The organism is Pseudomonas sp. GM74, assembly GCF_000282455.1.
Taxonomy (GTDB): domain Bacteria; phylum Pseudomonadota; class Gammaproteobacteria; order Pseudomonadales; family Pseudomonadaceae; genus Aquipseudomonas.
In genome coordinates this window covers 94,232-118,393 of record NZ_AKJG01000047.1, presented here as the reverse complement: position 1 = coordinate 118,393, position 24,162 = coordinate 94,232, and the positions used below count along the sequence as shown (strand labels likewise).

The window sequence follows — 24,162 nt, the reverse complement described above, 5'->3', positions numbered from 1 at the left end:
TTGCCTGCTCGCGCCTAACAAAGGCGGGGCCTCCGACACGAATTGACTGACAAACACTTCCCGCATACTTGTCGGAAATGCCCTGCAAGCAGCTAGACTGTTGCCGTAGGACACAGTTTGAAATAGTCACCCGGTTGAATACCCCGGTGCCGCACCTTATATACCCCGCAGTACGCTACATCTTTAGCATGAGGAGATACCTACAACCATGATGCGCATCCTGCTGTTCTTGGCCACTAACCTGGCGGTCGTGCTGATTGCCAGCATCACCCTGAGCCTTTTCGGCTTCAACGGGTTCATGGCGGCCAATGGGGTTGATCTCAACCTCAATCAGCTGCTGATCTTCTGTGCGGTCTTTGGTTTCGCCGGTTCCCTGTTCTCGCTGTTCATCTCCAAGTGGATGGCGAAGATGAGCACCAGCACCCAGATCATCACCCAGCCACGCACCCGTCACGAGCAATGGCTGCTGCAAACCGTCGAGCAACTGTCCCGCGAAGCCGGGATCAAGATGCCCGAAGTCGGTATCTTTCCGGCCTACGAGGCGAACGCCTTCGCCACCGGCTGGAACAAGAACGACGCATTGGTCGCGGTCAGCCAGGGCTTGCTCGAGCGCTTCTCGCCGGATGAAGTGAAAGCCGTCCTGGCCCACGAAATCGGCCACGTAGCCAATGGCGACATGGTTACCCTGGCGTTGATCCAGGGCGTGGTGAACACCTTCGTGATGTTCTTCGCACGGATCATCGGCAATTTCGTCGACAAGGTGATCTTCAAGAACGAAGAAGGCCAGGGCATTGCCTACTACGTGGCAACCATCTTCGCCGAACTGGTTCTGGGCATCCTCGCCAGCGCCATCGTCATGTGGTTCTCGCGCAAGCGCGAATTCCGTGCCGACGAAGCCGGTGCAAACCTGGCCGGCACCGCCGCGATGATCGGCGCCCTGCAACGCCTGCGGGCGGAACAAGGTCTGCCGGTGCACATGCCCGACACCCTGAACGCCTTCGGCATCAACGGTGGCATCAAGCAAGGGTTCGCTCGCATGTTCATGAGCCACCCGCCGCTGGAAGAGCGTATCGACGCTCTGGCTCGTCGTCGGGGCTGATACACGCCACAGCAAAGCAAAAGGCCCGCAGCGATGCGGGCCTTTTTTTGTCTGTTCAAAAGCTTCAGTGCTTTTCAGGGCCCCTTCGCGGGCAAGCCCGCTCCCACAGGATCTATGAACGCCACAGATCATTGTGGGAGCGGGCTTGCCCGCGAAGAGGCCTGGACTAACAAGTAATTACTGACTGGAAACCCGATACACCCGCTCCTCAAGCCGCGTGACCCCTGCCTCCAGAAACTTCCCGCTCTCGCTCAACACGTCCTGATCTTCCAGGATCTTCAGCGCCCATGAGTCCCCGAACAACCGCCGCACCTCATCATCGAGCACAGCAAACGGCGGACCGGGCATTTGCTCCTGGTCATAGTCCAGGGTAATCAGCAGGCCAAGGGACTCCCTCGGCAGAATCCGCTTCAAATGGGCGGCATAGCGCTCTCGCATTTCCGCCGGCAACGCGATCAACGCCGCGCGATCATAAAGCGCGGAGCAATCGGCAACATCGCCGGCCGTCAGCTCGAAGAAATCGCCGCACCAAAGCTCAATGGAACCTGCCCGATAGACCTTGAAAGGTCCCTGCTCGCTGACGGCCGGATCAAAGCCATGTTCGCTGAAAAACTCCTCGACGGCTTTTTCCGACAGTTCGACTCCCAGGACCTCATGGCCTTGATGGGCGAGCCAGAGCAAATCCAGGCTTTTTCCACATAGCGGCACCAACACGCGTGCGCCTTCTTCAAGGCTTAACGCTGGCCAGAACCGCTTCAGATGAGGGTTCACCTGCGGCAGGTGAAAGCCGATCTGGTTCGCCGCCCACTTTTTGTGCCAAAACTCAGGCTGCATAAATAACCCCGAAAATTCGATCAAAACACTCTAAAACTTATATTAGATTTAGATTAATGATCTGACTGAAGATGTTGCATCTTAACTCTCAGGAGCTCATTCATGTTCCCCAGCCTGTACATATCCCACGGCTCCCCCATGCTCGCCCTGGAACCCGGTGCCAGCGGGCCGGCACTCGCCCGCCTGGCCGCCGAGATACCCAAGCCCAAAGCCATCGTGATTGTTTCCGCACACTGGGAAAGCAATGAGCTGCTGGTCAGCGGCAGTCCACAACCGGAAACCTGGCATGACTTCGGCGGCTTCCCCAAGGCCCTTTTCGAGGTCGAATACCCGGCACCCGGCGATCCACGACTCGCCACAGAGGTTGCCGAGTTATTGAAAACCGCGGGCTTGCCTGCGCGTATCGACAGCAATCGGCCTTTCGACCATGGCGTCTGGGTGCCGTTATCGCTGATGTACCCCCAGGCAGATATCCCGATTGTCCAGGTTTCGCTGCCCACCCGTGGCGGCCCCGCCTTGCAGACCCGCGTTGGCCACGCGCTGGCCAGCCTGCGTGAGCATGGCGTGCTGCTGATCGGCTCCGGCAGCATCACTCACAACCTGCGGGAACTGGACTGGCATGCCGGCCCCGAGAGCGTTGAGCCCTGGGCCCTGGCATTTCGGGACTGGATGATCGAGAAACTCGCAGCGAACGACGAGGCCGCGCTGCACGACTATCGCGCACAAGCACCGAATGCCGTACGTAACCATCCCAGCGACGAACACTTGTTGCCGCTGTACTTTGCCCGCGCTGCCGGTGGGCAGTTCGGGGTTGCCCACCAGGGATTCACCATGGGCGCACTGGGGATGGACATCTATCGATTCGGCTGACAGCCAGACCGCGTCACGGCCTTCGCGAGCAAGCCCGCTCCCACATTTGATCGCATTCTTTCTGAAGTAAAGCGGTCGTCTGTGGGAGCGGGCTTGCTCGCGAAGGGCGGCGACACAAATCCATGGCCGACCACAAATCAGCAGGCATAAAAAATCCCCGAACCAGTCGGGGATTTTTCATGTTCGATCAATCAGCCCGAGAGCGGATCAATCTTCGCGGTAGCGACGCAGCTTCAACTGCTTACCGGCAACGCGAGTGTCCTTCAGCTTGGTCAGCAACTTCTCAAGACCATCTTCCGGCAGCTCGACGAGGCTGAAGCTGTCACGCACCTGGATGCGACCGATCGCTTCACGCGCCAGACCACCTTCGTTGAGGATGGCGCCCAGCAGGTTCTTGGCGGCGATACCATCACGCGCGCCCAGCGCGGTACGGCAACGTGCACGGCCTTCGCCCAGTGGCATCGGAGCACGACGCTCGCGGTCGCCACGCTCAGGACGATCACCGGAACGCTCTGGACGATCGCCACGCGGTGCATTGTTCGGCACCAGTGGACGTTCTTTCTCGATAGCGGCCAGGTTCAGCGCTTGACCGTTGGTTGCCTTGCGCAGCAGGGCTGCGGCCAGGGCACGCGGGCTGCAACCGATGTCGGCGGTCAGGCGATCGAGCAGATCACCGTGAGTCGATTCGGCCTCGGCCACCAGCGGCGACAGGCTGTTGGTCAGTTTCTTGATGCGCGCATCCAGAACGGCTTGAGCGTCCGGCAGGCGAACTTCAGCAACCTTTTGACCGGTTACACGCTCGATCACTTGCAGCATGCGGCGCTCACGCGGAGTCACCAGCAGCAACGCACGGCCTTCGCGACCGGCACGGCCGGTACGGCCGATACGGTGAACGTAGGACTCTGGATCGTACGGCATGTCGACGTTGAACACGTGAGTGATGCGCGGAACGTCCAGGCCACGAGCGGCAACGTCGGTCGCCACAACGATGTCCAGGCGGCCATCCTTGAGGGAGTCGATCACGCGCTCACGCTGGTTCTGGGCGATGTCACCGTTCAGCGCAGCGGCTTTGTAGCCTTTGGCTTCCAGGGCACTGGCCAGATCCAGGGTCGCTTGCTTGGTGCGCACGAACATGATCAGGGCGTCGAAATCTTCCACTTCCAGCAAGCTGAGAACGGCCGAAGTCTTCTGGTCAGCGTGAACCAGCAGGTGAGCCTGCTCGATCGCGGTAACGGTCTGGGTCTTGCTCTGAATCTTGACGTGCTTCGGATCGCGCAGGTGGCGTTCGGCGATGGCACGGATCGATTGAGGCAAGGTTGCCGAGAACAGTACGGTCTGACGGGTTTCCGGCATGGCCTTGAAGATGACTTCCAGGTCGTCCATGAAGCCCAGCTTGAGCATTTCGTCGGCTTCGTCGAGAACTAGGTGGTTCACGGTCGCCAGTACTTTTTCGTCGCGACGCAGGTGGTCGCACAGACGGCCCGGAGTGGCGACAACGATTTGTGCGCCATTACGGATTGCTTTCAATTGTGGGCCCATCGGCGCGCCGCCGTAGACAGCCACAACAGTTACGCCCGGCATTTGCTTGGCGTAGGTTTCGAAAGCGGTTGCAACTTGTAGCGCCAACTCACGAGTTGGGGCCAGGATCAGAGCTTGCGGCTCGCGCTTGGACGGATCAATGCGGTGCAGAATTGGCAGGGCAAAGGCAGCGGTTTTACCGGTACCGGTTTGCGCCTGACCAATCATATCGTGACCGGCGAGAATGATCGGGATCGACTGCTGCTGAATGGCCGAAGGCTCTTCATAGCCGGTAGCGACTACTGCAGCGACAATATTTGGATGAAGTTCAAGAGCGGCGAAGCCGCCGATTTCCTGGGTCATGGGTCTGCCTCTAAGTGCATCCGCAAAGACCCATGCTCCAAAGCTGCACATGCCGTGTTGAGACTCAAGAGTCGCCCTGGCAGCTTTGTCGGCGGGGATTTGCGAAAACGAATGAATGAAAAGAATCGTCAAGGAAGAGTCCGCTGGGCGGACGTGCAGCCGAAGCTGGCTTCGGGGAATTGCGCTACCTAAACGCGGCCCGGTTAAAGGCCGGCGCGCACTATACCGGAATTCGCCCAAAAAGGGAGCTTTTTTTATCGGAAACCCACCGAATACACCGTTGTGTAACAGGCTTTGCGAATAATCGGTCAGCCGTCTATTTTTCAAAGGCCCGGCCTTGCGGGTGATGGCGCTAAAACGGTTCACCCTTTGCCGTGCAGACCGCCGGTCTGGCACGCCTTTCCCACCCCGAGGACCGCTCCATGAATCAGCCCAGCTCCAGTCGAGTCAGCCGCGAACGACATGGCCATGTGTTCCTGATCGGTCTGGATCGGGTGGCCAAGCGCAACGCCTTCGATCTCGACCTGCTCAACGCATTGAGCCTGGCCTATGGCGAGTTCGAAGCCGACAGCGAGGCGCGGGTGGCGGTGGTGTTCGCTCATGGCGAGCACTTCACCGCCGGGCTCGACCTGGTCAATGCCAGCGTCACACTGGCAGATGGCTGGCAGGTTCCGCCCGGTGGCTGTGATCCGTGGGGGGTGTTCGCAGGTCCCAGGGTCAGCAAACCGGTGATCGTCGCCGCCCAAGGCTACTGCCTGACCATCGGCATCGAATTGATGCTGGCCGCCGACATCAACCTGTGCGCCAGCAACACCCGGTTCGCGCAGATGGAAGTGCAACGCGGGCTCTTCCCGTTCGGCGGCGCCACCCTGCGCCTGCATCAAGTATCCGGTTGGGGTAACGCCATGCGCTGGTTATTGACCGGTGATGAATTCGATGCCCGTGATGCCTTGCACCTGGGCCTGGTGCAGGAAGTCATGGCCAGCGAGGATCTACTGCCCCGGGCGATTGAACTGGCCGAACGGATTGCCCGCCAGGCACCGCTTGGGGTGCAGGCTACGCTGATGTCTGCGCGACAGGCCCGGTATGAAGGGGAAACCGCGGCGGCACAGGCGTTGCCGCTGCTGGTCAAGAAGTTGATGGCTAGCGAGGACGTCAAGGAAGGCGTGCGGTCGATGGTGGAGCGGCGGCCGGGGGTCTTCAAAGGGCTTTAGCTTTTGCGGTGGCTTTGAAGGCCCCTTCGCGGGCAAGCCCGCTCCCACAGGTGTTTGCGCAAACCTGTGGGAGCGGCGGTGCGGCGATCCGACTTGCCCGCGAAGGGGCCAGTCCAGACAATCAATTAATCAGGTAGCCGGGCGAATGCACTTGATCAACGAATCCAGCGAATACCCCAACCGTGGCGCCAGCGTTTCGGCGCGGGCAATCAGGCCGTCCATGTCCAGTTCCTGGTCCAGCTCCGACGGCACGATCAGAATCACGTTGCCCTCCTTCACCGGCAGCTCCCAGTAATGTCGGTGATACAAACCGCGCAACAAGGCGGCGCCCAAGGGTTTTCCATCGTCGGTAGCCCACTGATTGATGACCAGCCAGCCTCCCGGATTCAATCGCTTCTGGCAGTTTTCCAGAAAACTCCAGGCCAGATGACCGACACCCGGACCGACATCGGTATAAAGGTCGACGAAAATCAGGTCCGCCGATTCGGCGGTGTCCAGCAGCTCCAGCGCATCGCCAACGCGGATGTACAGGCGCGGATCGTCATCCAGCCCCAGGTACTCGATGGCCAGGCGCGGTACATCCGGGCGTAGTTCGATGGCTTCGACATCTTCCAGCGGCAGGAACTTGAGGCAGGCCTGGGTCAGCGTCCCGGCGCCGAGGCCGAGAAACAGCGCACTTTCCGGTTGCTCGTGGCAAAGCGCGCCGATCAGCATCGCCCGGGTGTAGTCGTACTCGAGCCAGCTCGGATCGGCCGTGAACACGCAGCTTTGCTCGATGGCATCACCGAACTCGAGAAAACGGTAATCGGCCACTTCCAGCACACGAATTACGCCGAACTCGTCCTGTACCTCGGCGAGCAGATGCTCGACGCGCTCCTCAGTCATTTCATCTCCTGACCGTCACCGGGGCCGGCAACGCAATAACACCGCGTGTAGAGAGCGGCAAAGGCGAGATTGTCAGCGATGCGACGGGAACAGGTCACGCACTAATTTGCTGATAACATGGACGTCCGAGCGAAAACACTAGAGACCGTGATGAGCCAACCCTGGAGCCCTGACAGCTGGCGCGCCCTGCCGATCCAGCAACAACCCCGATACCCCGACGCCGCGCATTTGCAGCAGGTCGAGCAGACCCTGGCCAGCTATCCGCCGCTGGTGTTTGCCGGCGAAGCCCGGGAGTTGCGCCGTCAGTTTGCCGAGGTGACCCAGGGCCGCGCGTTTCTGTTACAGGGTGGCGACTGCGCCGAAAGCTTCGCCGAGTTCTCCGCAGCGAAAATCCGCGACACCTTCAAGGTGCTGTTGCAGATGGCGATCGTGATGACCTTTGCCGCCGGCTGCCCGGTGGTCAAGGTCGGGCGCATGGCCGGGCAATTCGCCAAACCGCGTTCGGCCAACGACGAAACCATCGATGGCGTGACCCTGCCCGCCTACCGTGGCGACATCGTCAACGGCATCGGTTTCGACGAAAAAAGCCGCGTGCCGGACCCGGAACGCCTGCTGCAGTCCTACCACCAGTCCACCGCCACCCTGAACCTGTTGCGCGCATTCGCCCAAGGCGGTTTTGCCGATCTGCATCAGGTACACAAGTGGAACCTGGACTTCATCGCCAACTCGGCACTGGCGGAAAAATACAGCCACCTGGCCGACCGCATCGATGAAACCCTGGCGTTCATGCGGGCCTGCGGCATGGACAGCTCGCCGCAGCTGCGCGAAACCAGCTTCTTCACCGCCCACGAAGCGCTGCTGCTGAACTACGAGGAAGCCTTCGTGCGTCGCGACAGCCTGACCAACGACTACTACGACTGCTCGGCCCACATGCTGTGGATCGGCGACCGCACCCGCCAGCTCGACGGCGCCCACGTCGAATTCCTGCGCGGGGTGAACAACCCGATCGGGGTCAAGGTCGGCCCGAGCATGAACCCCGACGACCTGATTCGCTTGATCGATGTGCTCAACCCGCAGAACGATCCGGGTCGCCTGAACCTGATCGCGCGGATGGGCGCGAACAAGGTCGGCGATCACTTGCCGCAGCTTATCCGCGCCGTCCAGCGCGAAGGCAAGCAGGTGCTGTGGAGTTGCGACCCGATGCACGGCAACACCATCAAGGCCAGCAGCGGCTACAAGACCCGCGACTTCGCGCAGATCCTTGGCGAGGTGAAGCAGTTCTTCCAGGTGCACCAGGCCGAAGGCAGTTATGCCGGTGGCATTCACATCGAAATGACCGGGCAGAACGTGACCGAGTGCATCGGTGGTGCGCGGCCGATTACCGAGGACGGCTTGTCGGATCGCTACCACACCCATTGCGATCCGCGGATGAATGCCGATCAGTCGCTGGAACTGGCGTTCTTGATTGCGGAAACGCTGAAGCAGGTTCGGCGCTGAGCCAGTAACCTTTTTTGCTGCCTGATAGTCCGCCTTCGCGGGCAAGCCCGCTCCCACACTTGATTTGTGAACGACACAGAACCAATGTGGGAGCGGGCTTGCCCGCGAAGAGGCCGGCTCAGTCACCGCCAATTTGTGCCAATGCCACCCTCAACCTTGCCGCACTCGCCCGCGGGCAATTGAGCCGAACCTGCGCCAGCCCCAGCCAATCCGCCATCTGCCGCAGATTGACTGCCAACGCCAGCATTCCCTCTTCATCCAGCCCCGCGTCCTCTTCATGCACCGCATGCACTGCCAAACGGCCCGCCGCCCGTTCCGCGCGCAAATCCACCCGCGCGGCAATCCGTTCGTTGTGCAAAAACGGCAGGACGTAATAGCCGTACACCCGTTTGTCCTGCGGCGTGTAGATCTCCAGCCGATAGCGGAAATCAAACAGCCGCTCGGTCCGGCTGCGCTCCCAGATCAGCGAATCGAACGGCGAGAGCAATGCACTGGCGGCGACTTTGCGCGGCACTTTTGGCTCGGGCAGACAATAGGCCGGTTGCCGCCAGCCCTGGACTTCGCAGGTCAGCAACTCCCCGGCCTCGACCAACTCGGCCAAACGCGGACGACTGTCCGCGGGGTTCAAGCGGAAATAGTCACGCAAGTCCTTCTCCGTACCAACCCCCAAGGCCGTTGCCGCATGCCGCAACAGGCCGCGCTGGGCCTCGTTTTCACTCAGAATGGGGTTCGCAAGCACCGCCGAAGGAATCACCCGCTCCGGCAGATCGTAGAGCCTTTCGAATCCCCGCCGGCCGGCCACAGTCACTTCACCGGCAGCGAACAACCATTCCAGCGCATGCTTTTCCGCACTCCAGTCCCACCAGGGCCCGGCACGCTCCTGACGGGTCGACAGACTTCCGGCACCCAACGCGCCCTGCTCCTCGACCGAAGCCAGCACCCGGCGAATGGTGTCTTGCTGCTCACGGCCAAAGCGCGCCAATTGCTGATAAATGTCTTCGCCACGGCTCGCACGCTGCATGCGCCAACGCATCAACGGGTACATGGAAAGTGGCAACAACGAGGCTTCATGACCCCAATATTCGAACAACGTACGGCGCCGGCCCTGACTCCAGGCAGCCTGGTCGAGCAAATCGGAGGAGTAATTGCCAATGCGGGAAAACAGCGGAAGGTAGTGCGAACGCACCACTGCATTGACCGAGTCGATCTGCAGAGCGCCCAGACGCTCGATCAGGCGATTGAGCGCAACAACCTTGATCGTCGCTGGCGGCGACCGCCCATTGAACCCTTGGGCGGCCAGCGCCAGACGCCGAGCCTGTTTGAGGGTAAAGGACAACGTTGCGGGCATGGGCGTCTCCTTGTCTGCTCGCAACCTACCTCACCGGTAAGGGGTTTGTGTAGCGTGGCATTCATCATTTATGCATCGGGTCATTCCAGAACGGTTTGATCGACTCGTTCTCCACATCCGCACGGCTCATGCCGATGTCCTTGAGTGCTTCGTCGCTCAAGCTCGCCAGCAATTCGCGCTCGCGATGCAGTTCGTACCAGCGGCCGACCTTGTGCAGTAGATCGGATATCACGTGAATCGAGTGTTTTTCTGATCCTTGGAACTCGTGTTGACCTTTCATCTTGTTGCCCTCCGTTTGGATGGCTCCAGTCTCGCGCCGGGTCTAAGATCAATCCAACGAATGTTTCTGATGTCACATATCTCGGAGATTGATGGATGTCCGCCTACCCGAGTATCGATACCGAAGTGTTGCGCACCTTCGTCGCCATCGCCGATCAGGGCGGCTTTACCCGCGCCGGCGAAATGGTCAACCGCACCCAGTCAGCCGTCAGCATGCAGATGAAGCGCCTGGAAGAAGATGTGCTGCAGCGCCAGTTGTTCCAGCGCGACGGGCGGCAGGTGCGGCTGACGGCCGAAGGCCAGGTGCTGCTCGGCTATGCGCGGCGGATCCTCAAGCTGCACAGTGAGGTCTTCAATACCTTGCGTGAGCCCGACATGGTCGGCACCGTGCGCATCGGCACGCCGGACGATTATGTAATGCGGTTCCTCCCGGGAATTCTGCGCCGGTTTGCCCAGTCTTACCCGCTGATTCAGATAGAAGTGCACTGCGAATCATCAAAACAGCTGCTGATGCGCCAGGACCTGGACCTGTCCATCGTCACCCGCGAACCGGGCAGCGAAATCGGCCAGTTGTTGCGCAAGGAACGTTTTGTCTGGGCCGAGGCGCAATGCTACAGCGCCCACGAGCAGACGCCGTTGCCGCTGGCGATGTTCAACAGTGATTGCTTCTGCCGCCAGTGGGCCTGCAACGCCCTTGATGCCCAGGGGCGCGATTACCGGGTGGCGTACAACAGCGACAGCCTGTCGGCGATCATGGCCGTGGTCAGCGCCGGCCTGGCGGTTACGGCGCAGCTTGAAAGCCTGATCACCGCGGACATGCGCATCCTCGGTGAGGCCGAGGACCTGCCGCTGCTGCCCGAGGCCAGCATCATGCTCGTGCGCAACCTGCATAACCCGTCGCCGATCACCGAGTGCCTGGCCGAGCACATCGTCGAGGGCTTCAAACCTTGAAGGCGAGCATCACTGCACAGAACACCAGGAACCCGCAAAACAGCCCGCGCAGCATCCGCTCCGGCAATGCGTGGGCAACCTTCACGCCCCAACTGATGCTCATCAACCCGCCGACCGCCAAGGGTAAGCCGATCACCCAACTGACCTGATGGTGCACGGCGTAAGTCACCAGCGTCACCCCCGTACTCGGCAAGGCCAGCGCCAACGACAGCCCCTGCGCAACCACCTGACTGGTGCCGAACAGACTGGTCAGCACCGGCGTCGCCACCACCGCGCCCCCCACGCCGAACAACCCGCCCATCGTGCCGGATGCCGCGCCAAGCAAGCCCAGCCAGGGCCATGAATAGTTCATCTGCGCAGCCGGCGCAGCGCTGGCGGCGAACATGCGAACGAGGTTGTACGCCGACAGCGCGATTAGAAACGCGACAAAGCCTATGCGCATGGTTTGCGCATCAATGCCCACCGCCCAGATCGATCCGAGCCAGGCGAAGCAGAACCCCATGATGGCCAGCGGTAGCGCGTGGCGCAGTTCGATCCGGTTGCGCTGATGATAGCGCCACAGCGCCAGCATCACGTTCGGCACCACCATCACCAGCGCGGTGCCTTGGGCAATCTGCTGATCGAGCCCGAACAGCACGCCCAGCAGCGGAATGGCGATCAGGCCGCCGCCGATGCCAAACAACCCGCCGAGCGTGCCCAACGCAGCGCCGAACACCAGATACATCAAGAACTCGATCACAACATTTTCCCCGTCGCCATCAGGCCTTTGATCCTACGCAGTTGACTCTGGCACGGAAACGCACAGCAACGCACAATGGCTGTGCCAAATTAGCAAAAGCAAAAACCTGCCATGAACCCCAATCAACTGACCGACCAACTGGCCTTGTTCCTCGACGTGCTGGAAACCGGCAGTTTTTCCGCCGCCTCGCGCCGTCATCCGCTGACCCCTTCGGCCGTGGCACGGCGTATCGACAGCCTGGAAAGCGCGGTTGGCAGTCAATTGTTCCTGCGCAGCACTCATGCGGTACGCGCCACCCCGGCGGGATTGGCCTTTGCCGAGCGCGCACGGCGGATTGTCGCCGAGTTGCGCCTGGCCCGGGCCGAGGCCGTGTCCCTGAGCAACGCGCCAGAAGGCCTGATTCGTATCGATGCGCCGGCAGCCTTTGGTCGGCGGCACCTGGCACCGGTAATTGCCGACTTCCTGATGCTCTACCCCGGGCTCGATGTGCAATTGCACTTGATCGACAGCTTCGTCGACATGCAGGGCCTGAACCTCGGCAAGGTCGATCTGGTGTTGCGCGCAGGGCAATTGGCCGACACCCGGCTGGTGGCTACGCCACTGGCGAGCATGGTGCGTATCGCCTGCGCCAGCCCTGATTATTTGCGGCGTCGCGGCGTGCCGACCGAGCCGCCACAACTGATTGAACATGATGGACTCGACTGGGATGGCCTGGCCCCGCCCTTCGCCTGGCGTTTCGAGCGCGACGGGCAAATGCAGTTGCACCGGCCGGCGCGGATCCGCATGAGCGCCAACAATGCCGAGGCACTGGTGTGCGGCGCATTGGCCGGACTGGGTATCGCGCATCTGCCGACCTGGCTGGTCAGCGAGTACCTGTTGCGGGGTGAGTTGCTGCCGCTGTTCTGCGACAGCGGCCTGCCGAAACCGGAAAGCGCCGGCATCTATGCCTTGCGCCTGGAACAGCAACCCAACTCCCGCAGTCGCTTGTTGCTGGAGTACCTGAAAACCCGCTTCAGCCCGATTCCACCCTGGGATCTGGTGCTGCAAACCCATTTGTAAGGGCACTGAGCAAAATTATATGGCGCATTAAAGATTCGCCCGCTAGATTCTTGAGATCACAGATCAAGGCTTCGACATGACCACCGAGCGCAACACCCCGGACAACTGCGACAACCTGCTGCTGGACAATCAGGCCTGTTTCGCCCTGCATTCCACTTCGCTGATGATGACCAAGGTCTACAAACCCTTGCTGCAAGCGCTGGGCCTGACCTACCCGCAATACCTGGCGATGATGGTGTTGTGGGAAAGGGACGGTTTGACCGTAGGTGAAATCAGCACGCGGTTGCTGACCGATCCAGGCTCGTTGACGCCACTGCTCAAGCGCCTGGAAGCCGAAGGCCTGCTCAGCCGTACCCGCAGCCGCGAGGACGAGCGGGTGGTGATCGTCGAACTCACCGAACAGGGCCAGGCGTTGCGCGACAAGGCCCGAGATGTTCCCCAGTGCATCCTCGGCGCCAGCGGGATGACCGTGGAGCGCCTGCAAAAGCTGCAAGCGGAGCTGCAGGAGTTGCGTCGTCACCTGCAAGACAGCCTCTAGCCTCCAATCCACCACCATCCTTGTGGGAGCGGGCTTGCTCGCGAAGAGGGAGTGTCAGTCGATAGTGATATTGCCTGACACTCCCTCTTCGCGAGCAAGCCCGCTCCCACATTTGCCTTAGGGTGTCCTGAAAGATCCGGTTCACCCTCAAAAAATCTCTGCTGAAAATCCCGCCTGAATAGCTCTATCTCGACACCTCCAGTCACATACAAGCCTTCGTCCGCCCCCCGTTTTCAAACTTTTTTCAAAATTTATCTTGCGTACTAAACATTAGCGCGATACATTTATTTCGCACTTACTTAGCGCGCAAACATTTAGCGCAAAACAAACCCTGAACGAGGCTTTCACCATGCAAACTCTCTACACCGCAATCGCAACTTCCACCGGTGGCCGTGACGGTCGTGCGGTTTCCAGCGACAACATCCTCGACGTCAAGCTCGCCACGCCGAAAGAACTCGGCGGTGCCGGCGGCGCAGCCACCAACCCTGAGCAACTGTTCGCCGCCGGCTACTCCGCCTGCTTCATCGGCGCCCTGAAGTTCGTGGCAAGCCAGACCAAGCGCAGCATCCCGAGCGATGCATCGATCACCGCCCACGTCGGCATTGGCCAGATCCCCGGCGGCTTCGGTCTGGACATCGACCTGCACATCAGTCTGCCGGGTCTTGAACAAGCCGATGCACAAGCACTGGTCGATGCGGCCCACCAGGTCTGCCCGTACTCCAACGCAACCCGTGGCAACGTCGATGTGCGTCTGCACGTAACCGTCTAAACGCTGACTATCCAGGCCCGAACAGGAAACGAACATGAACACTTTCAGCAAAGTCTTGACCGGTACCCTTCTCGCCTTGTCCATCAGCAACGCCTTCGCAGGTAACGGGGTTGAACACAACACCCAGGCGTTCCTCGATGTGCTGAATGCCGGTGCCGGCAAACCGATGGAGCAACTGACGCCCGCCGAGGCCCGCGCCGTGCTGGTGGGCGCGCAGGCCGGGGTCAAGTTGACGCTGCCAAAAGCAGACGTCAGCCAGAAGACCATTCAAGTCGACGGCCAACCGATCAGCCTGACCATCGTCCGGCCGGCCGGGGTCAAGGGCGAGCTACCGGTGTTCATGTTTTTCCACGGCGGTGGCTGGGTGCTGGGGGACTTCCCGACCCACGAGCGCCTTGTTCGAGACCTGGTGACGGGCTCGGGTGCCGCGGCCGTATTCGTGAACTACACGCCGTCGCCGGAAGCCCATTACCCGGTGGCGATCAACCAGGCTTACGCCGCAACCCGATGGGTGGCCGAGCACGGCAAAGAGATCAACGTCGATGGCCATCGCCTGGCGGTAGCCGGCAACAGCGTCGGCGGCAACATGGCGGCGGTGGTTGCGCTGATGGCCAAGGACAAGGGCACGCCGGCGATCAGGTTCCAGATGCTGCTGTGGCCGGTGACGGATGCCAACTTCGAAACAGCGTCCTACAACCAGTTTGCCGAGGGGCACTTCCTCACCAAAAACATGATGAAGTGGTTCTGGGACAACTACACCACCGACGCCAATCAGCGGAACGAGATCTACGCCTCACCACTGCGCGCGACCACCGTCCAGTTGAAAGGACTGCCTCCAGCGCTGGTGCAGACCGCCGGAGCCGACGTGTTGCGCGACGAAGGCGAAGCCTATGCCCGCAAACTGGACGAGGCCGGTGTGCCGGTGACCTCGGTTCGCTACAACGGCCTGATCCACGACTACGGTTTGCTCAACGTGGTGAGCCAGGTGCCGGCGGTACGTTCGGCGATGCTACAGGCCTCGCAAGAGCTCAAGGAACACCTGAAATAAAACTGTGGGAGCGGGCTTGCTCGCAAAAGCGGACTGTCAGTCGACATAAATATCGAATATGAAGACGCCTTCGCGAGCAAGCCCGCTCCCACAGGGGTTCAACGCAGATTCTGAAAGGCACAAAAAAGCCCGACTCAATGGTCGGGCTTTTTCATTCCTGAAGCTGTGCTTATTTGGCACGGCCTTTGTAGGAACCGCCTTCGCGGGTATCGATCTCGATCATGTCGCCGATTTCGATGAAGTCAGCAACCGACAGCTCGGTACCGTTCTTCAGTTTGGCAGGCTTCATTACCTTGCCGGAAGTGTCGCCGCGAGCGGAACCTTCGGTGTAGTCAACCTGACGCACGATGGTGGTCGGCAGCTCTACGGAAACCAGACGCTCTTCGAAGAAGATCGCTTCGCAAACATCGGTCATGCCTTCTTCAACGAAAGGCAGAACGGCTTCGATGTCTTCAGCGTTCAGCTCGTACATGGTGTAGTCGGTGGTGTCCATGAACGTGTAGGTGTCGCCGCTGATGAAGGACAGGGTCGCTTCTTTGCGGTCGAGGATTACGTCGTCCAGTTTGTCGTCGGCGCTGTAAACGATCTCGGTCTTGTAACCGGTCAGCAGGTTCTTCAGCTTGGTTTTCATGATCGCGCTGTTACGACCGGATTTGGTGAATTCAGCTTTCTGAACCAGCCAAGGATCGTTTTCGAGACGAATCACGGTCCCGGGTTTCAGTTCTTTACCAGTTTTCATTGCGAATATCCGAATTTGGATGGGATTTACAAAAATCTAGGCCGCGTATCATATCCAATTTCCATAAAACTGTACCAGCGCCGTGGCAAGATCGGCCTGCAAGGCCTGTTCCTGACACCACGCCTCGGCGTGTTTTTCCAGCTCTGGCCAGTGTTTACGGGTGAATTGCCAGTGGTCGGCTATTTTTTCACCAGCGTTCCACGCCCGCCAGAGACCGCTGATCGCCTCCCGCGCAGGCGCAGATAACCCCTTCACATAGATTTCGAGGAAGGCTTCCAGCTTGTCCAGGTGGATGTCTTCCTCCTGCCGGTAGATGTGCCAGAGAAATGGCCGGCCGGCCCATTGGGCGCGGACAAAGGAGTCTTCGCCGCGCACGGCATTGAAATCGCAGCACCACAGCAACCGGTCGTATTGGTCCTGGCGGACGAATGGCAGCACTTGCACGGTCAAGGTATCACGCACATGCACGGCACCGGCCGCCAAACCTTGCACACCGAGCCAGCGCTCGACATCGCCGAGAATCCGCCCTTCCGGCACCAGCAGATGAGTGGCCGTCGAATCTCCAGCCATCGCATCGAGCCAACTGGCCAGCCCGGTGTTTTCATAGGCAAACAATGAGATCAACTGTGCACCGGGTGCAGGATCAATCCCTAAACCGTGCAGGAATTCGCTTTGAGCTTGCGGGTCCTGCTGAAATTGCCGACGACGCTCAAGCAACCCGCGCTCACGCAACAATCCGCCAGTGCCCTTCTGGAAACCCGGGAAGAAAAAGAACTTCTGTACGCTTTTGTACTTCACCGAGGGCAAGCCGTGACAGCCGGTCACCCAGTCCTCGGCGCTCAGGTAATCCAGGTTCATCCATAGCGGTGGCTTCTCGCGCTCGGCCATGGCCTCCATATAGGCGCCAGGCAATTGGCAGGCAAATGCAGCAATCACCACATCGGCAGCTTCGGTCGGCTGCCACTCGGCGGGCCATTGGCGCACTTCGACATCGTGCTGCCACTGCTGCCCGGCGTGGATGTCGATTTCCGGGCACAAACGCTCGAACGCTCGCAGGTCATCGACCCATAGACGCACCGCCAGCCCATGTTCGGCCACCAGTTGCCGGGCCAGTCGCCAGGTCACGCCGATGTCGCCGAAGTTGTCGACCACGGTGCAAAAAATATCCCAGCGGGTTTTCATTTCAGGCATTGCAGGCTCCCGTTGGCAAAGGCGCCGATTGTCCGCATAAATTACCCCGTGCAGAAGAGCCGACGGCGATTATTCTTCATGCGACAATCGCCACTCGCCAGTGACCTTTCGCCAGGAGGCAACCATGCCCCACCGCCCCACTCAGCGCCGATCCTTCCCGATCAGCCTCAACGCCCTGCAACTGACCGGCAGCATCGCCCTCGGCATGTGGCTGGGGTTCATTGCCATTGTGCTGACCTGCTGGCTCGCTTCGCGCCTGCTTTTCAGCGAACAACTGGCACCCGTGGCGGCAGCAGTGGAGCAACTGGCCAAACCGCCGATGGAGGCTCAACCGATACCGAGCATTGCGCCACAGAGCCCACTGTTCGAGCAATATGAAGAAAACCTGCGCAAGAACGAGCAGCAGCAACGGCTCGATCAGGCGCGCAGCAGCAGTCGCAACCTGGCCAACCCAAGCTGTCAGTTCTGGCTGCAACAGGACCGGACTGCACCCAGCGAAAAAAGCCGCGCCAACGTCCTGCAATTCTGCGATTGATCATGAATAAGCAAACCGTCCACCAACTGATTCTCGACAAGCTGCGGATCGATCTCGACATCGCCGAACGGGCCGCGCAAACCGCCTACGAAACGGCGACCCACGAAGAAAACATCGCCGAGAACAAGTACGACACCCTGGGGCTGGAAGCGTCCTATCTCGCGGCCGGGCAAGCCAGGCGGGTCGAGGAAATTCGCCAGTCACTGAGCCTCTGCCAGAACCTGACTCTGCGCCCGTATGACGATCGGCGGGGCATCGAAGTGGGTGCGCTGCTCGGGCTCGAGGACGAGAAGGGGCGCGAACAATGGCTGTTTCTGGCCCCCGATGCAGCCGGCCTGAAGGTCGATCTGGTGGGGCAACTGATTACCGTCATCACCCCGCGCTCACCGCTGGGCAAAAGCCTGCTGGGCAAGTTCGAGGGTGACGAGGTGGAGATCATGGTGGCGGGCGCTCGGCAACAGTTCGCTGTCACCGAGGTGGTTTGACCGGCAGAAACGCTGTCAGTGAACGGGCAGTTCAACGCCATCGAACAGCTCTTCCAGTTCCTGCTTGTTGTGGCACTGAATGGCCTTGGCCATGACTTCGCGGGTCAGGTGCGGCGCGAACTTCTCAATGAAGTCGCACATGAAACCCCGCAGGAAGGTGCCGCGGCGGAAGCCGATCTTGGTCACGCTGGACTCGAACAGTTCGCTGGCGTCGAGTACCACCAGGTCGCTGTCGAGCTTGGTATCGACAGCCATTTTCGCCACGATGCCCACGCCCAGCCCCAGGCGAACATAGGTCTTGATCACGTCGGCATCGGCGGCGGTGAACACCACTTTCGGCGTCAGGCCGCGATGGCTGAAGGCTTCGTCGAGCTTCGAACGGCCGGTAAAACCGAACACGTACGTCACGATCGGGTATTCGGCCAGTGCTTCGAGGGTCAGCTTCGACAGTTTGGTCAGCGGGTGGCCCTGAGGCACGACCACGCAACGGTTCCAGCGGTAGCACGGCATCATCACCAGGTCACCGAACAGCTCGAGCGCTTCGGTGGCAATGGCGAAATCCACGGTGCCGTCAGCGGCCATTTCGGCGATTTGCATCGGCGACCCCTGGTGCATGTGCAGGGCAACGTCCGGGTATTGCTTGATGAAATTGCTGATCACCGGCGGCAATGCATAGCGCGCCTGGGTGTGAGTGGTGGCAATCGACAGGGTGCCTTTCTTCTCGTTGGAGAATTCCTGGGCGATCTGCTTGATGCTTTCAACCTTGCGCAGAATTTCGCCAGCGGTGGTGATGATGCGCTCGCCGGCCGGGGTAACGCGGGTCAAGTGCTTGCCGCTGCGGGCAAAAACCTCGACGCCCAGTTCGTCTTCCAGCAGACGGATCTGTTTGCTGATGCCGGGTTGAGAGGTGTAAAGGCTTTGGGCTGTAGCGGAAACGTTGAGGTCGTGGTGCGCCACTTCCCAGATGTAGCGCAATTGTTGAAGCTTCATATGAATCCCTCAAAGCAGGTAGACGCCACGGGCATCAGCGACGATATATAACTATATTAATGGCTCGAAGAATAAATCTAGAACTTTTTTATCAAATTGCCATTATTCGTGTCCTAGCGGTCCCCTTGACGACGACGTTGCACCAGCGGCACCAGATAGACCGGCACCGTGGACAGTTGCAACACACGGGCGGCGGTTCGCCCCAGAGGCGTTTCCGCACCGGCGCCGTGGCTGTGACTACCTACGATCAACAAATCCACGGAGAGTTTCTGCGCCTGGTCCAGAATCACCTGCGATGGATCGCCCTGCAGCACCCGTACTGCTTGAATCCGCTCCAGGTCGTGCTCCCCTTCATCCCCCAATTCCTCACGAAAACTGTCGAGCACCCGCTGCTCGATACTGGCGATCACCGTATTCAGGCCCTGGCTGTGAAACTCGCTCAGCGCCTGTTCATCGAGATAACTTTGCAGCACCGATTCGGCAAACAACCCCATGGGTTCAACCGCATGCACGACATACAAACCGGCATTGAAGGTCCTGGCCAGTTCCAGGGCATGCTGCATCACCACGGGCGCGTACAGGCCAAGGTCAGTGGCATACAGCATCGTACGAATCATATGACCTCCTCGACTGCCAACATGGCGGAGATTTGATTCAGCTTAGCAGTGCCTTGGCGACTACGGCGTCCGGCGCAACGCATTGAACGGTGGGCTTAAACCTTTTGCTCGTTGCTTATGCCATGGGGCACATGACCGGTGGCCACGACTTCACGGGCCAATTCACAGTGGCCGGCCTGATCGTCGAAAAACACGTCGGCCGCGAAGGCTTCGAGAAAGGCCGACTTGGTCAGGCCGCCGAGGAACAGCGACTCGTCGAGACGGATGTCCCATTCGCGCAACGTGCGAATGACCCGCTCATGGGCTGGCGCCGATCGCGCGGTGACCAGTGCGGTACGGATCGGACAGGTATCCTGCGGGAACTCACGCTGCAACAGATTGAGGGCCGCAAGAAAACCCTTGAACGGCCCGCCGCGCAACGGCTCGCGGGCTGCCTCACGCTCGCTGGCCTGGAACGCTTCCAGACCACCGGCCTGATAAATGCGCTCCGACTCATCGGAAAACAGCACCGCGTCTCCGTCGAAGGCAATGCGTAACTCGTCGCTGGCCGCACGGCTGGCACCGCCAGACAGAATGGTCGCTGCCGCGAACCCGGCGTCCAGCGCATTGCGTACGTCTTCGGCGTGGGTCGAGAGAAACAAGTCGCAGCCAAAGGCCTTGAGGTAGGGATATGGACTGCGTCCACCGACAAAAGCCGCACGGGAGATCGCCAGCCCGTAGTGATCAATCGAGTTGAACACCCGCAGCCCGGTGTCGGCGCTGTTGCGCGACACCAGAATCACCTCGACCCGGGCGCGGCCGAGGCTGTTGTTGAGGTTCAGGAGTTTCTGCACCAACGGGAAGGCATCGCCGGGCTCGAGGATTTCGTCTTCATGTTCGATCTGATATTGCCGGTAGGCTTCGACGCCACTCGACAGGTAGACCTTGTGGCTTTCGCTCAGGTCGAACAGCGCCCGCGAAGAAATCGCCAGCACCAGCTTGTCGTCAATTGCCTTTGGCATGCCCTTCCCCCTCAGGTCGGTCGACTCAGGTGTTGCGTCGATCAATGAAACTCAAACTGCGATACAAGGCCTCGATGCGTGGCATCTCACACCCGGCCGCCTTCGCCGCCGCCAAAGGCCGGGCGTAGATCGCGGCCAGTTCCAGCGGTCGCTTGTGCAAGTAATCGTGGTACATGCTCGGCCAGTAGTCGGGCATCTTTTCAGTCACCATGAACAAATGCTCGGCATACCCTGCCGGTACGTCGTGCCCGCAGGCGATTGCGCCTTGTACCACTTCAGCCATCAGCGCCTTGATCAGCTCGCGACTGTCGGCATCGGCCATCAACGGTGTAGTGCTCGCCCCCAGCAAAACCGAGAGACCGTTGTAAGGGATATTCCAGACCAGTTTTTGCCAACGCGCCTGATGTAAATTCGCCATGGACTGGGAGTCGAGGCCGGCGCTGCGAAACAGCCCGACGCCCTCCTCGACAATCGCAGTGCGTGCCGGCCCATCGGCGGGACCGCTGTGGTACCCCACATGCACCGCGCCCAGCGCCTGATGGGTAATGACGCCCGGCGCCTCGCGATGGACGCAGATGTAACAGAGTCCTCCAAGCACATGCAGCGAATCGGGAAGCAACGCGCGCAGGCTGTCTTCGACGTCCAGACCGTTTTGCAGCAGCAGTACCTTGGCGTTCGGTGCCGCCGCCTGCAGGATGGCGGGTGCCAGGTCGGCGTTGCTGGTGGTTTTCGCCCCCACCAGCAGCCAGTCGCAGGGCGGCATGTCTTCAGCGTTCGAATAAGCCTGTACCGGATTCAGTTTCAGCGCACCGTGGGGCGCGCTATCGACTTGCAACCCGTGCTCGGTCACGGCGCAAAATTCGCTGCGCAGCAGAAAATGCACATCAAAACCGGCACGCGCCAGCATCACCCCGTAGAAACCGCCGATTGCGCCGGTCCCGATAATGCCGATCGTCGGCCTGGCAACTACTCCCATCATGGCAACTCCTCTGCTGTTCGACTCAGCGCCTGGCGCACGGCCCGATTGAGCTCGGTGTCGGTCAGGCGCGACTTCAGTGTTCCAAAGAATTCGCCGTCGCGAACGACAAACAGCGCCGGCAAGTGAAAGACCTGAAAACGCTCGACCACCCCGCCGTTGTTGCCGGCATCGATCCAGCACAGTCGGTCGACTGCCAGGTCGAGTGTCGGCAATTGCTCGCGGGCAAAACGGCAACCGGAGCAGCCGACACTGGTGAAAATGACCAGCGATACACCGCTCATCGCCAGCAGCCGTTGGTCGGCGTCAAAATCGGTCAGTTCCAATTCGACCACTATACTGGGGGGAACAATGTCAGATGGCCGACACATGGAGTCTGTGTTCATGGGACGTTTTATTCCTCACCCTGACGATGTGCCCGTCGAGTTAACGTTGCTGAAACCTGAGTGTATTTCGCGACGACAGCTGCACACTATCAGCCTCGGCGGCATGGCTTGCAATTATCACCGCGCGTGGCGCCACGGCACGGCGCTGGAGGTACGCATGCCGACCGTGAACCCGGACATGCGCTACCTGGGCTATGTCGCCTGGTGTCTGCGACGCAAGCGCGGTTACCTGGTAGGCATCGCCTTCGTCGACGAACAAACGCTGTTCAGCGCCCGGATGGGCGAACAGGTGTGCCAGATCGAACGCTACTGCCGCCTGCATGAAGCCCACGAAGACTTGCAGGATATCCAGGCCCTGGCCCTCGAATGGGTCCAGGAGCATGCCGACGAGTTCTCTCACGATTCGGTGCGCAAGGCTTTTGCGCAACCGGTGCTGGAATAGAGGCGTTCTTGATCGGTTTACCCCTCATGGCAGGGAAACTGACTGCGAAAGCCCACCAAACCGGCGTCTGCCCATTGTCGAGCCACGGTGTAACGCGCTAAGGTTCAGCTCCCCGACGCGCTTAATTTGCTGTGCTCCGCCGCGCGGGTTCGCTGGCGGCCGGCACCCGTGACCTGACGAGTAAACGATGGCTGATTTACCGATCAACGACCTAAACGTCGCCTCCAACGAGACACTGATCACTCCCGATCAGCTCAAGCGCGATATTCCCCTGAGCGACGCCGCACTGCGCACTGTCACCAAGGGCCGCGAAGTCATTCGCAACATTCTGGATGGCACCGACCATCGCCTGTTCGTCGTCATCGGGCCTTGCTCGATCCACGACATCAAGGCTGCCCACGAATACGCCGATCGCTTGAAAGCCCTCGCAGCTGAAGTGTCCGATACCCTGTATCTGGTCATGCGCGTGTATTTCGAGAAGCCACGCACCACCGTCGGCTGGAAAGGCTTGATCAACGACCCGTACCTGGACGACTCGTTCAAGATCCAGGACGGCTTGCACATCGGTCGCCAGTTGCTGCTGGATCTGGCGGAAAAAGGCCTGCCGACCGCCACCGAAGCCCTCGACCCGATCTCCCCGCAGTATCTGCAGGACCTGATCAGCTGGTCGGCTATCGGCGCGCGTACCACCGAATCCCAGACTCACCGTGAAATGGCCTCCGGCCTGTCCTCGGCCGTCGGCTTCAAGAACGGCACCGATGGCGGCCTGACCGTGGCGATCAACGCCCTGCAGTCGGTTTCCAGCCCGCATCGCTTCCTGGGCATCAACCAGGAAGGTGGCGTGTCGATCGTGACCACCAAGGGCAATGCCTACGGTCACGTGGTGCTGCGCGGCGGCAACGGCAAGCCGAACTACGATTCGGTCAGCGTTGCGCTCTGCGAGCAGGCGCTGAACAAGGCGAAGATCAAGCCGAACATCATGGTCGATTGCAGTCACGCCAACTCCAACAAGGATCCGGCCCTGCAACCGCTGGTGATGGAGAACGTCGCCAACCAGATCCTCGAAGGCAACAAGTCGATCATCGGCCTGATGGTTGAAAGCCACCTGAACTGGGGCGCCCAGGCGATCCCGAAAGATCTCGCCGACCTGCAGTACGGCGTGTCGATCACCGACGCCTGCATCGACTGGACCGCGACCGAAAACACCTTGCGCAGCATGCATGCCAAGCTCAAGGATGTGTTGCCTAAACGCGATCGCAGCTGATCGCCTGTTTGGCGGTGCAAAAAAACGCACACAAAAAAACGCCGGGCTGAACCCGGCGTTTTTTTATGCATTCGTTTTGTTGAAGGTCACTGACTCAGCTTGGCCGCATGCCGCTGGTGACGCTCCATGTAGCGCTCGACGTAGGAGCACGATGGAATGACGGTGTAGCCCATTTCGTCAGCGTACTCCAGCGCCCTCTCGGTCAAGGCTGCCGCAATACCGCGACCACGCAATGCGTTGGGCACGAAGGTGCGATAGATATCCAGGGTCTGTTTCCCCAGATCCATATAGGTCAGATAGGCACGATGACCGTCCACATTGGTCTCGAACTGATGACCAGCCTGGTCATGGTGGATGGACAACGCCTCGCTCATCACTACTCCTCGCGGGTCTGGAATTCCGACCCCTACCTTACCGATGTTTTTCCGGCGAAGGAACATCTACGCCACCCCGTGCCTGAATGGACACCGAGAAGAGCTGCACCGATCTCGCGCTACCGAGCACGTACAAATAGTAGGCACCATT

The 24,162-nt window shown here is 60.2% G+C and carries 27 protein-coding genes; 13 read left to right on the top strand and 14 right to left on the bottom strand.

Annotation, left to right across the window (positions count from 1 at the left end; translation table 11 throughout):
* The first annotated feature begins 208 nt into the window (after positions 1-208).
* Positions 209-1,099, top strand: coding sequence for a protease HtpX (gene htpX, locus PMI34_RS17070; protein WP_007973520.1), 891 nt, complete (start codon positions 209-211; stop codon positions 1,097-1,099).
* Between the two features lie 177 nt (positions 1,100-1,276).
* On the opposite strand, the gene PMI34_RS17075 is transcribed toward htpX, so the two are convergent.
* Entirely contained in the window at positions 1,277-1,933 is a 657-nt protein-coding gene (locus PMI34_RS17075; RefSeq protein WP_008049082.1) for a thiopurine S-methyltransferase, read from the bottom strand.
* Positions 1,934-2,035: 102 nt separating this feature from the next.
* Between PMI34_RS17075 and PMI34_RS17080 the strand changes: the two genes are divergently transcribed.
* A complete protein-coding gene (locus tag PMI34_RS17080) occupies positions 2,036-2,803 on the top strand; it encodes a DODA-type extradiol aromatic ring-opening family dioxygenase (RefSeq protein WP_008049081.1) in 768 nt (255 codons plus the stop codon).
* Between the two features lie 207 nt (positions 2,804-3,010).
* Here PMI34_RS17080 and PMI34_RS17085 read toward each other — a convergent pair whose 3' ends face one another.
* The gene (locus PMI34_RS17085; protein WP_007973525.1) at positions 3,011-4,684 is read right to left on the bottom strand and encodes a DEAD/DEAH box helicase; all 1,674 of its coding nucleotides are present in this window, start codon (positions 4,682-4,684) and stop codon (positions 3,011-3,013) included.
* A 422-nt stretch (positions 4,685-5,106) separates the two neighbouring features.
* Between PMI34_RS17085 and PMI34_RS17090 the strand changes: the two genes are divergently transcribed.
* Positions 5,107-5,898 carry a crotonase/enoyl-CoA hydratase family protein gene (locus tag PMI34_RS17090; RefSeq protein ID WP_008049080.1) on the top strand — a complete coding sequence of 264 codons (792 nt, stop codon included), beginning with the start codon at positions 5,107-5,109 and terminating at the stop codon, positions 5,896-5,898.
* Between the two features lie 129 nt (positions 5,899-6,027).
* Here PMI34_RS17090 and PMI34_RS17095 read toward each other — a convergent pair whose 3' ends face one another.
* The gene (locus PMI34_RS17095) at positions 6,028-6,783 is read right to left on the bottom strand and encodes a spermidine synthase (RefSeq protein WP_008049079.1); all 756 of its coding nucleotides are present in this window, start codon (positions 6,781-6,783) and stop codon (positions 6,028-6,030) included.
* A 150-nt stretch (positions 6,784-6,933) separates the two neighbouring features.
* Here PMI34_RS17095 and PMI34_RS17100 point away from each other — a divergent pair, with 150 nt between their 5' ends.
* On the top strand, positions 6,934-8,280 hold the full coding sequence (locus PMI34_RS17100; protein ID WP_008049078.1) for a class II 3-deoxy-7-phosphoheptulonate synthase: 1,347 nt from the start codon (positions 6,934-6,936) through the stop codon (positions 8,278-8,280).
* Between the two features lie 118 nt (positions 8,281-8,398).
* Here the strand turns inward: PMI34_RS17100 and PMI34_RS17105 are convergent, their stop codons facing one another.
* Positions 8,399-9,628, bottom strand: coding sequence for a winged helix-turn-helix domain-containing protein (locus PMI34_RS17105; RefSeq protein ID WP_008049077.1), 1,230 nt, complete (start codon positions 9,626-9,628; stop codon positions 8,399-8,401).
* Between the two features lie 64 nt (positions 9,629-9,692).
* Positions 9,693-9,908, bottom strand: coding sequence for a DUF1127 domain-containing protein (locus PMI34_RS17110; RefSeq protein ID WP_008049076.1), 216 nt, complete (start codon positions 9,906-9,908; stop codon positions 9,693-9,695).
* A 95-nt stretch (positions 9,909-10,003) separates the two neighbouring features.
* Here PMI34_RS17110 and PMI34_RS17115 point away from each other — a divergent pair, with 95 nt between their 5' ends.
* Positions 10,004-10,858 carry a LysR substrate-binding domain-containing protein gene (locus PMI34_RS17115; protein ID WP_008049075.1) on the top strand — a complete coding sequence of 285 codons (855 nt, stop codon included), beginning with the start codon at positions 10,004-10,006 and terminating at the stop codon, positions 10,856-10,858.
* Here PMI34_RS17115 and PMI34_RS17120 read toward each other — a convergent pair.
* On the bottom strand, positions 10,848-11,597 hold the full coding sequence (locus tag PMI34_RS17120) for a sulfite exporter TauE/SafE family protein (RefSeq protein ID WP_032829563.1): 750 nt from the start codon (positions 11,595-11,597) through the stop codon (positions 10,848-10,850). The genes PMI34_RS17115 and PMI34_RS17120 overlap by 11 nt on opposite strands.
* A gap of 111 nt (positions 11,598-11,708) precedes the next feature.
* Between PMI34_RS17120 and PMI34_RS17125 the strand changes: the two genes are divergently transcribed.
* The 4 genes from PMI34_RS17125 to PMI34_RS17140 all read left to right on the top strand — a co-directional run bounded on the left by PMI34_RS17125 (position 11,709) and on the right by PMI34_RS17140 (position 15,011).
* A complete protein-coding gene (locus PMI34_RS17125; protein WP_008049072.1) occupies positions 11,709-12,656 on the top strand; it encodes a LysR family transcriptional regulator in 948 nt (315 codons plus the stop codon).
* Positions 12,657-12,732: 76 nt separating this feature from the next.
* Complete coding sequence (locus PMI34_RS17130; protein ID WP_008049071.1) at positions 12,733-13,194, top strand: MarR family winged helix-turn-helix transcriptional regulator; 462 nt, start codon at positions 12,733-12,735, stop codon at positions 13,192-13,194.
* 349 nt (positions 13,195-13,543) lie between these two features.
* A complete protein-coding gene (locus PMI34_RS17135) occupies positions 13,544-13,963 on the top strand; it encodes an organic hydroperoxide resistance protein (RefSeq protein WP_007973539.1) in 420 nt (139 codons plus the stop codon).
* Between the two features lie 34 nt (positions 13,964-13,997).
* A complete protein-coding gene (locus PMI34_RS17140; protein ID WP_008049070.1) occupies positions 13,998-15,011 on the top strand; it encodes an alpha/beta hydrolase in 1,014 nt (337 codons plus the stop codon).
* A 169-nt stretch (positions 15,012-15,180) separates the two neighbouring features.
* Here PMI34_RS17140 and PMI34_RS17145 read toward each other — a convergent pair whose 3' ends face one another.
* Together PMI34_RS17145 and earP are read right to left on the bottom strand one after the other, a co-directional pair.
* The gene (locus tag PMI34_RS17145) at positions 15,181-15,750 is read right to left on the bottom strand and encodes an elongation factor P (RefSeq protein WP_007943632.1); all 570 of its coding nucleotides are present in this window, start codon (positions 15,748-15,750) and stop codon (positions 15,181-15,183) included.
* A 48-nt stretch (positions 15,751-15,798) separates the two neighbouring features.
* Positions 15,799-16,941, bottom strand: a complete 1,143-nt coding sequence (gene earP, locus PMI34_RS17150; RefSeq protein WP_008049069.1) for an elongation factor P maturation arginine rhamnosyltransferase EarP — start codon at positions 16,939-16,941, stop codon at positions 15,799-15,801.
* 124 nt (positions 16,942-17,065) lie between these two features.
* Between earP and PMI34_RS17155 the strand changes: the two genes are divergently transcribed.
* Positions 17,066-17,476 (top strand): hypothetical protein, encoded by a 411-nt coding sequence (locus PMI34_RS17155; protein WP_008049068.1) that lies wholly within the window; start codon positions 17,066-17,068, stop codon positions 17,474-17,476.
* Positions 17,477-17,478: 2 nt separating this feature from the next.
* Positions 17,479-17,961 (top strand): GreA/GreB family elongation factor, encoded by a 483-nt coding sequence (locus PMI34_RS17160; protein ID WP_008049067.1) that lies wholly within the window; start codon positions 17,479-17,481, stop codon positions 17,959-17,961.
* Positions 17,962-17,976: 15 nt separating this feature from the next.
* On the opposite strand, the gene cysB is transcribed toward PMI34_RS17160, so the two are convergent.
* The 5 genes from cysB to PMI34_RS17185 form a co-directional block, all read right to left on the bottom strand.
* Positions 17,977-18,951, bottom strand: a complete 975-nt coding sequence (gene cysB / locus PMI34_RS17165; protein WP_008049066.1) for an HTH-type transcriptional regulator CysB — start codon at positions 18,949-18,951, stop codon at positions 17,977-17,979.
* 113 nt (positions 18,952-19,064) lie between these two features.
* Positions 19,065-19,568 (bottom strand): universal stress protein, encoded by a 504-nt coding sequence (locus tag PMI34_RS17170; protein ID WP_008049064.1) that lies wholly within the window; start codon positions 19,566-19,568, stop codon positions 19,065-19,067.
* A 95-nt stretch (positions 19,569-19,663) separates the two neighbouring features.
* Entirely contained in the window at positions 19,664-20,569 is a 906-nt protein-coding gene (locus PMI34_RS17175) for a 5'-nucleotidase (protein ID WP_008049063.1), read from the bottom strand.
* Positions 20,570-20,594: 25 nt separating this feature from the next.
* Positions 20,595-21,548, bottom strand: coding sequence for a putative 2-dehydropantoate 2-reductase (locus PMI34_RS17180; protein WP_008049062.1), 954 nt, complete (start codon positions 21,546-21,548; stop codon positions 20,595-20,597).
* Complete coding sequence (locus PMI34_RS17185) at positions 21,545-21,931, bottom strand: thioredoxin family protein (RefSeq protein ID WP_008049061.1); 387 nt, start codon at positions 21,929-21,931, stop codon at positions 21,545-21,547. Before PMI34_RS17185 ends, PMI34_RS17180 begins: the two co-directional genes overlap by 4 nt.
* Here PMI34_RS17185 and PMI34_RS28060 point away from each other — a divergent pair.
* The gene (locus PMI34_RS28060) at positions 21,930-22,373 is read left to right on the top strand and encodes a PilZ domain-containing protein (RefSeq protein ID WP_081498068.1); all 444 of its coding nucleotides are present in this window, start codon (positions 21,930-21,932) and stop codon (positions 22,371-22,373) included. The genes PMI34_RS17185 and PMI34_RS28060 overlap by 2 nt on opposite strands.
* A 187-nt stretch (positions 22,374-22,560) precedes the next feature.
* Positions 22,561-23,637 (top strand): 3-deoxy-7-phosphoheptulonate synthase, encoded by a 1,077-nt coding sequence (locus PMI34_RS17195; RefSeq protein WP_008049059.1) that lies wholly within the window; start codon positions 22,561-22,563, stop codon positions 23,635-23,637.
* A gap of 86 nt (positions 23,638-23,723) precedes the next feature.
* On the opposite strand, the gene PMI34_RS17200 is transcribed toward PMI34_RS17195, so the two are convergent.
* A complete protein-coding gene (locus PMI34_RS17200; protein ID WP_008049058.1) occupies positions 23,724-24,011 on the bottom strand; it encodes a GNAT family N-acetyltransferase in 288 nt (95 codons plus the stop codon).
* Positions 24,012-24,162 lie beyond the last annotated feature (151 nt).

Bases quoted from the DNA above. Each gene is read 5' to 3' on its own strand.
- htpX (WP_007973520.1), top strand. From the start codon at position 209: ATGATGCGCATCCTGCTGTTCTTGGCCACTAACCTGGCGGTCGTGCTG.
- PMI34_RS17075 (WP_008049082.1), bottom strand. From the start codon at position 1,933: ATGCAGCCTGAGTTTTGGCACAAAAAGTGGGCGGCGAACCAGATCGGC.
- PMI34_RS17080 (WP_008049081.1), top strand. From the start codon at position 2,036: ATGTTCCCCAGCCTGTACATATCCCACGGCTCCCCCATGCTCGCCCTG.
- PMI34_RS17085 (WP_007973525.1), bottom strand. From the start codon at position 4,684: ATGACCCAGGAAATCGGCGGCTTCGCCGCTCTTGAACTTCATCCAAAT.
- PMI34_RS17090 (WP_008049080.1), top strand. From the start codon at position 5,107: ATGAATCAGCCCAGCTCCAGTCGAGTCAGCCGCGAACGACATGGCCAT.
- PMI34_RS17095 (WP_008049079.1), bottom strand. From the start codon at position 6,783: ATGACTGAGGAGCGCGTCGAGCATCTGCTCGCCGAGGTACAGGACGAG.
- PMI34_RS17100 (WP_008049078.1), top strand. From the start codon at position 6,934: ATGAGCCAACCCTGGAGCCCTGACAGCTGGCGCGCCCTGCCGATCCAG.
- PMI34_RS17105 (WP_008049077.1), bottom strand. From the start codon at position 9,628: ATGCCCGCAACGTTGTCCTTTACCCTCAAACAGGCTCGGCGTCTGGCG.
- PMI34_RS17110 (WP_008049076.1), bottom strand. From the start codon at position 9,908: ATGAAAGGTCAACACGAGTTCCAAGGATCAGAAAAACACTCGATTCAC.
- PMI34_RS17115 (WP_008049075.1), top strand. From the start codon at position 10,004: ATGTCCGCCTACCCGAGTATCGATACCGAAGTGTTGCGCACCTTCGTC.
- PMI34_RS17125 (WP_008049072.1), top strand. From the start codon at position 11,709: ATGAACCCCAATCAACTGACCGACCAACTGGCCTTGTTCCTCGACGTG.
- PMI34_RS17130 (WP_008049071.1), top strand. From the start codon at position 12,733: ATGACCACCGAGCGCAACACCCCGGACAACTGCGACAACCTGCTGCTG.
- PMI34_RS17135 (WP_007973539.1), top strand. From the start codon at position 13,544: ATGCAAACTCTCTACACCGCAATCGCAACTTCCACCGGTGGCCGTGAC.
- PMI34_RS17140 (WP_008049070.1), top strand. From the start codon at position 13,998: ATGAACACTTTCAGCAAAGTCTTGACCGGTACCCTTCTCGCCTTGTCC.
- PMI34_RS17145 (WP_007943632.1), bottom strand. From the start codon at position 15,750: ATGAAAACTGGTAAAGAACTGAAACCCGGGACCGTGATTCGTCTCGAA.
- earP (WP_008049069.1), bottom strand. From the start codon at position 16,941: ATGCCTGAAATGAAAACCCGCTGGGATATTTTTTGCACCGTGGTCGAC.
- PMI34_RS17155 (WP_008049068.1), top strand. From the start codon at position 17,066: ATGCCCCACCGCCCCACTCAGCGCCGATCCTTCCCGATCAGCCTCAAC.
- PMI34_RS17160 (WP_008049067.1), top strand. From the start codon at position 17,479: ATGAATAAGCAAACCGTCCACCAACTGATTCTCGACAAGCTGCGGATC.
- cysB (WP_008049066.1), bottom strand. From the start codon at position 18,951: ATGAAGCTTCAACAATTGCGCTACATCTGGGAAGTGGCGCACCACGAC.
- PMI34_RS17170 (WP_008049064.1), bottom strand. From the start codon at position 19,568: ATGATTCGTACGATGCTGTATGCCACTGACCTTGGCCTGTACGCGCCC.
- PMI34_RS17175 (WP_008049063.1), bottom strand. From the start codon at position 20,569: ATGCCAAAGGCAATTGACGACAAGCTGGTGCTGGCGATTTCTTCGCGG.
- PMI34_RS17180 (WP_008049062.1), bottom strand. From the start codon at position 21,548: ATGATGGGAGTAGTTGCCAGGCCGACGATCGGCATTATCGGGACCGGC.
- PMI34_RS28060 (WP_081498068.1), top strand. From the start codon at position 21,930: ATGGGACGTTTTATTCCTCACCCTGACGATGTGCCCGTCGAGTTAACG.
- PMI34_RS17185 (WP_008049061.1), bottom strand. From the start codon at position 21,931: ATGAACACAGACTCCATGTGTCGGCCATCTGACATTGTTCCCCCCAGT.
- PMI34_RS17195 (WP_008049059.1), top strand. From the start codon at position 22,561: ATGGCTGATTTACCGATCAACGACCTAAACGTCGCCTCCAACGAGACA.
- PMI34_RS17200 (WP_008049058.1), bottom strand. From the start codon at position 24,011: ATGAGCGAGGCGTTGTCCATCCACCATGACCAGGCTGGTCATCAGTTC.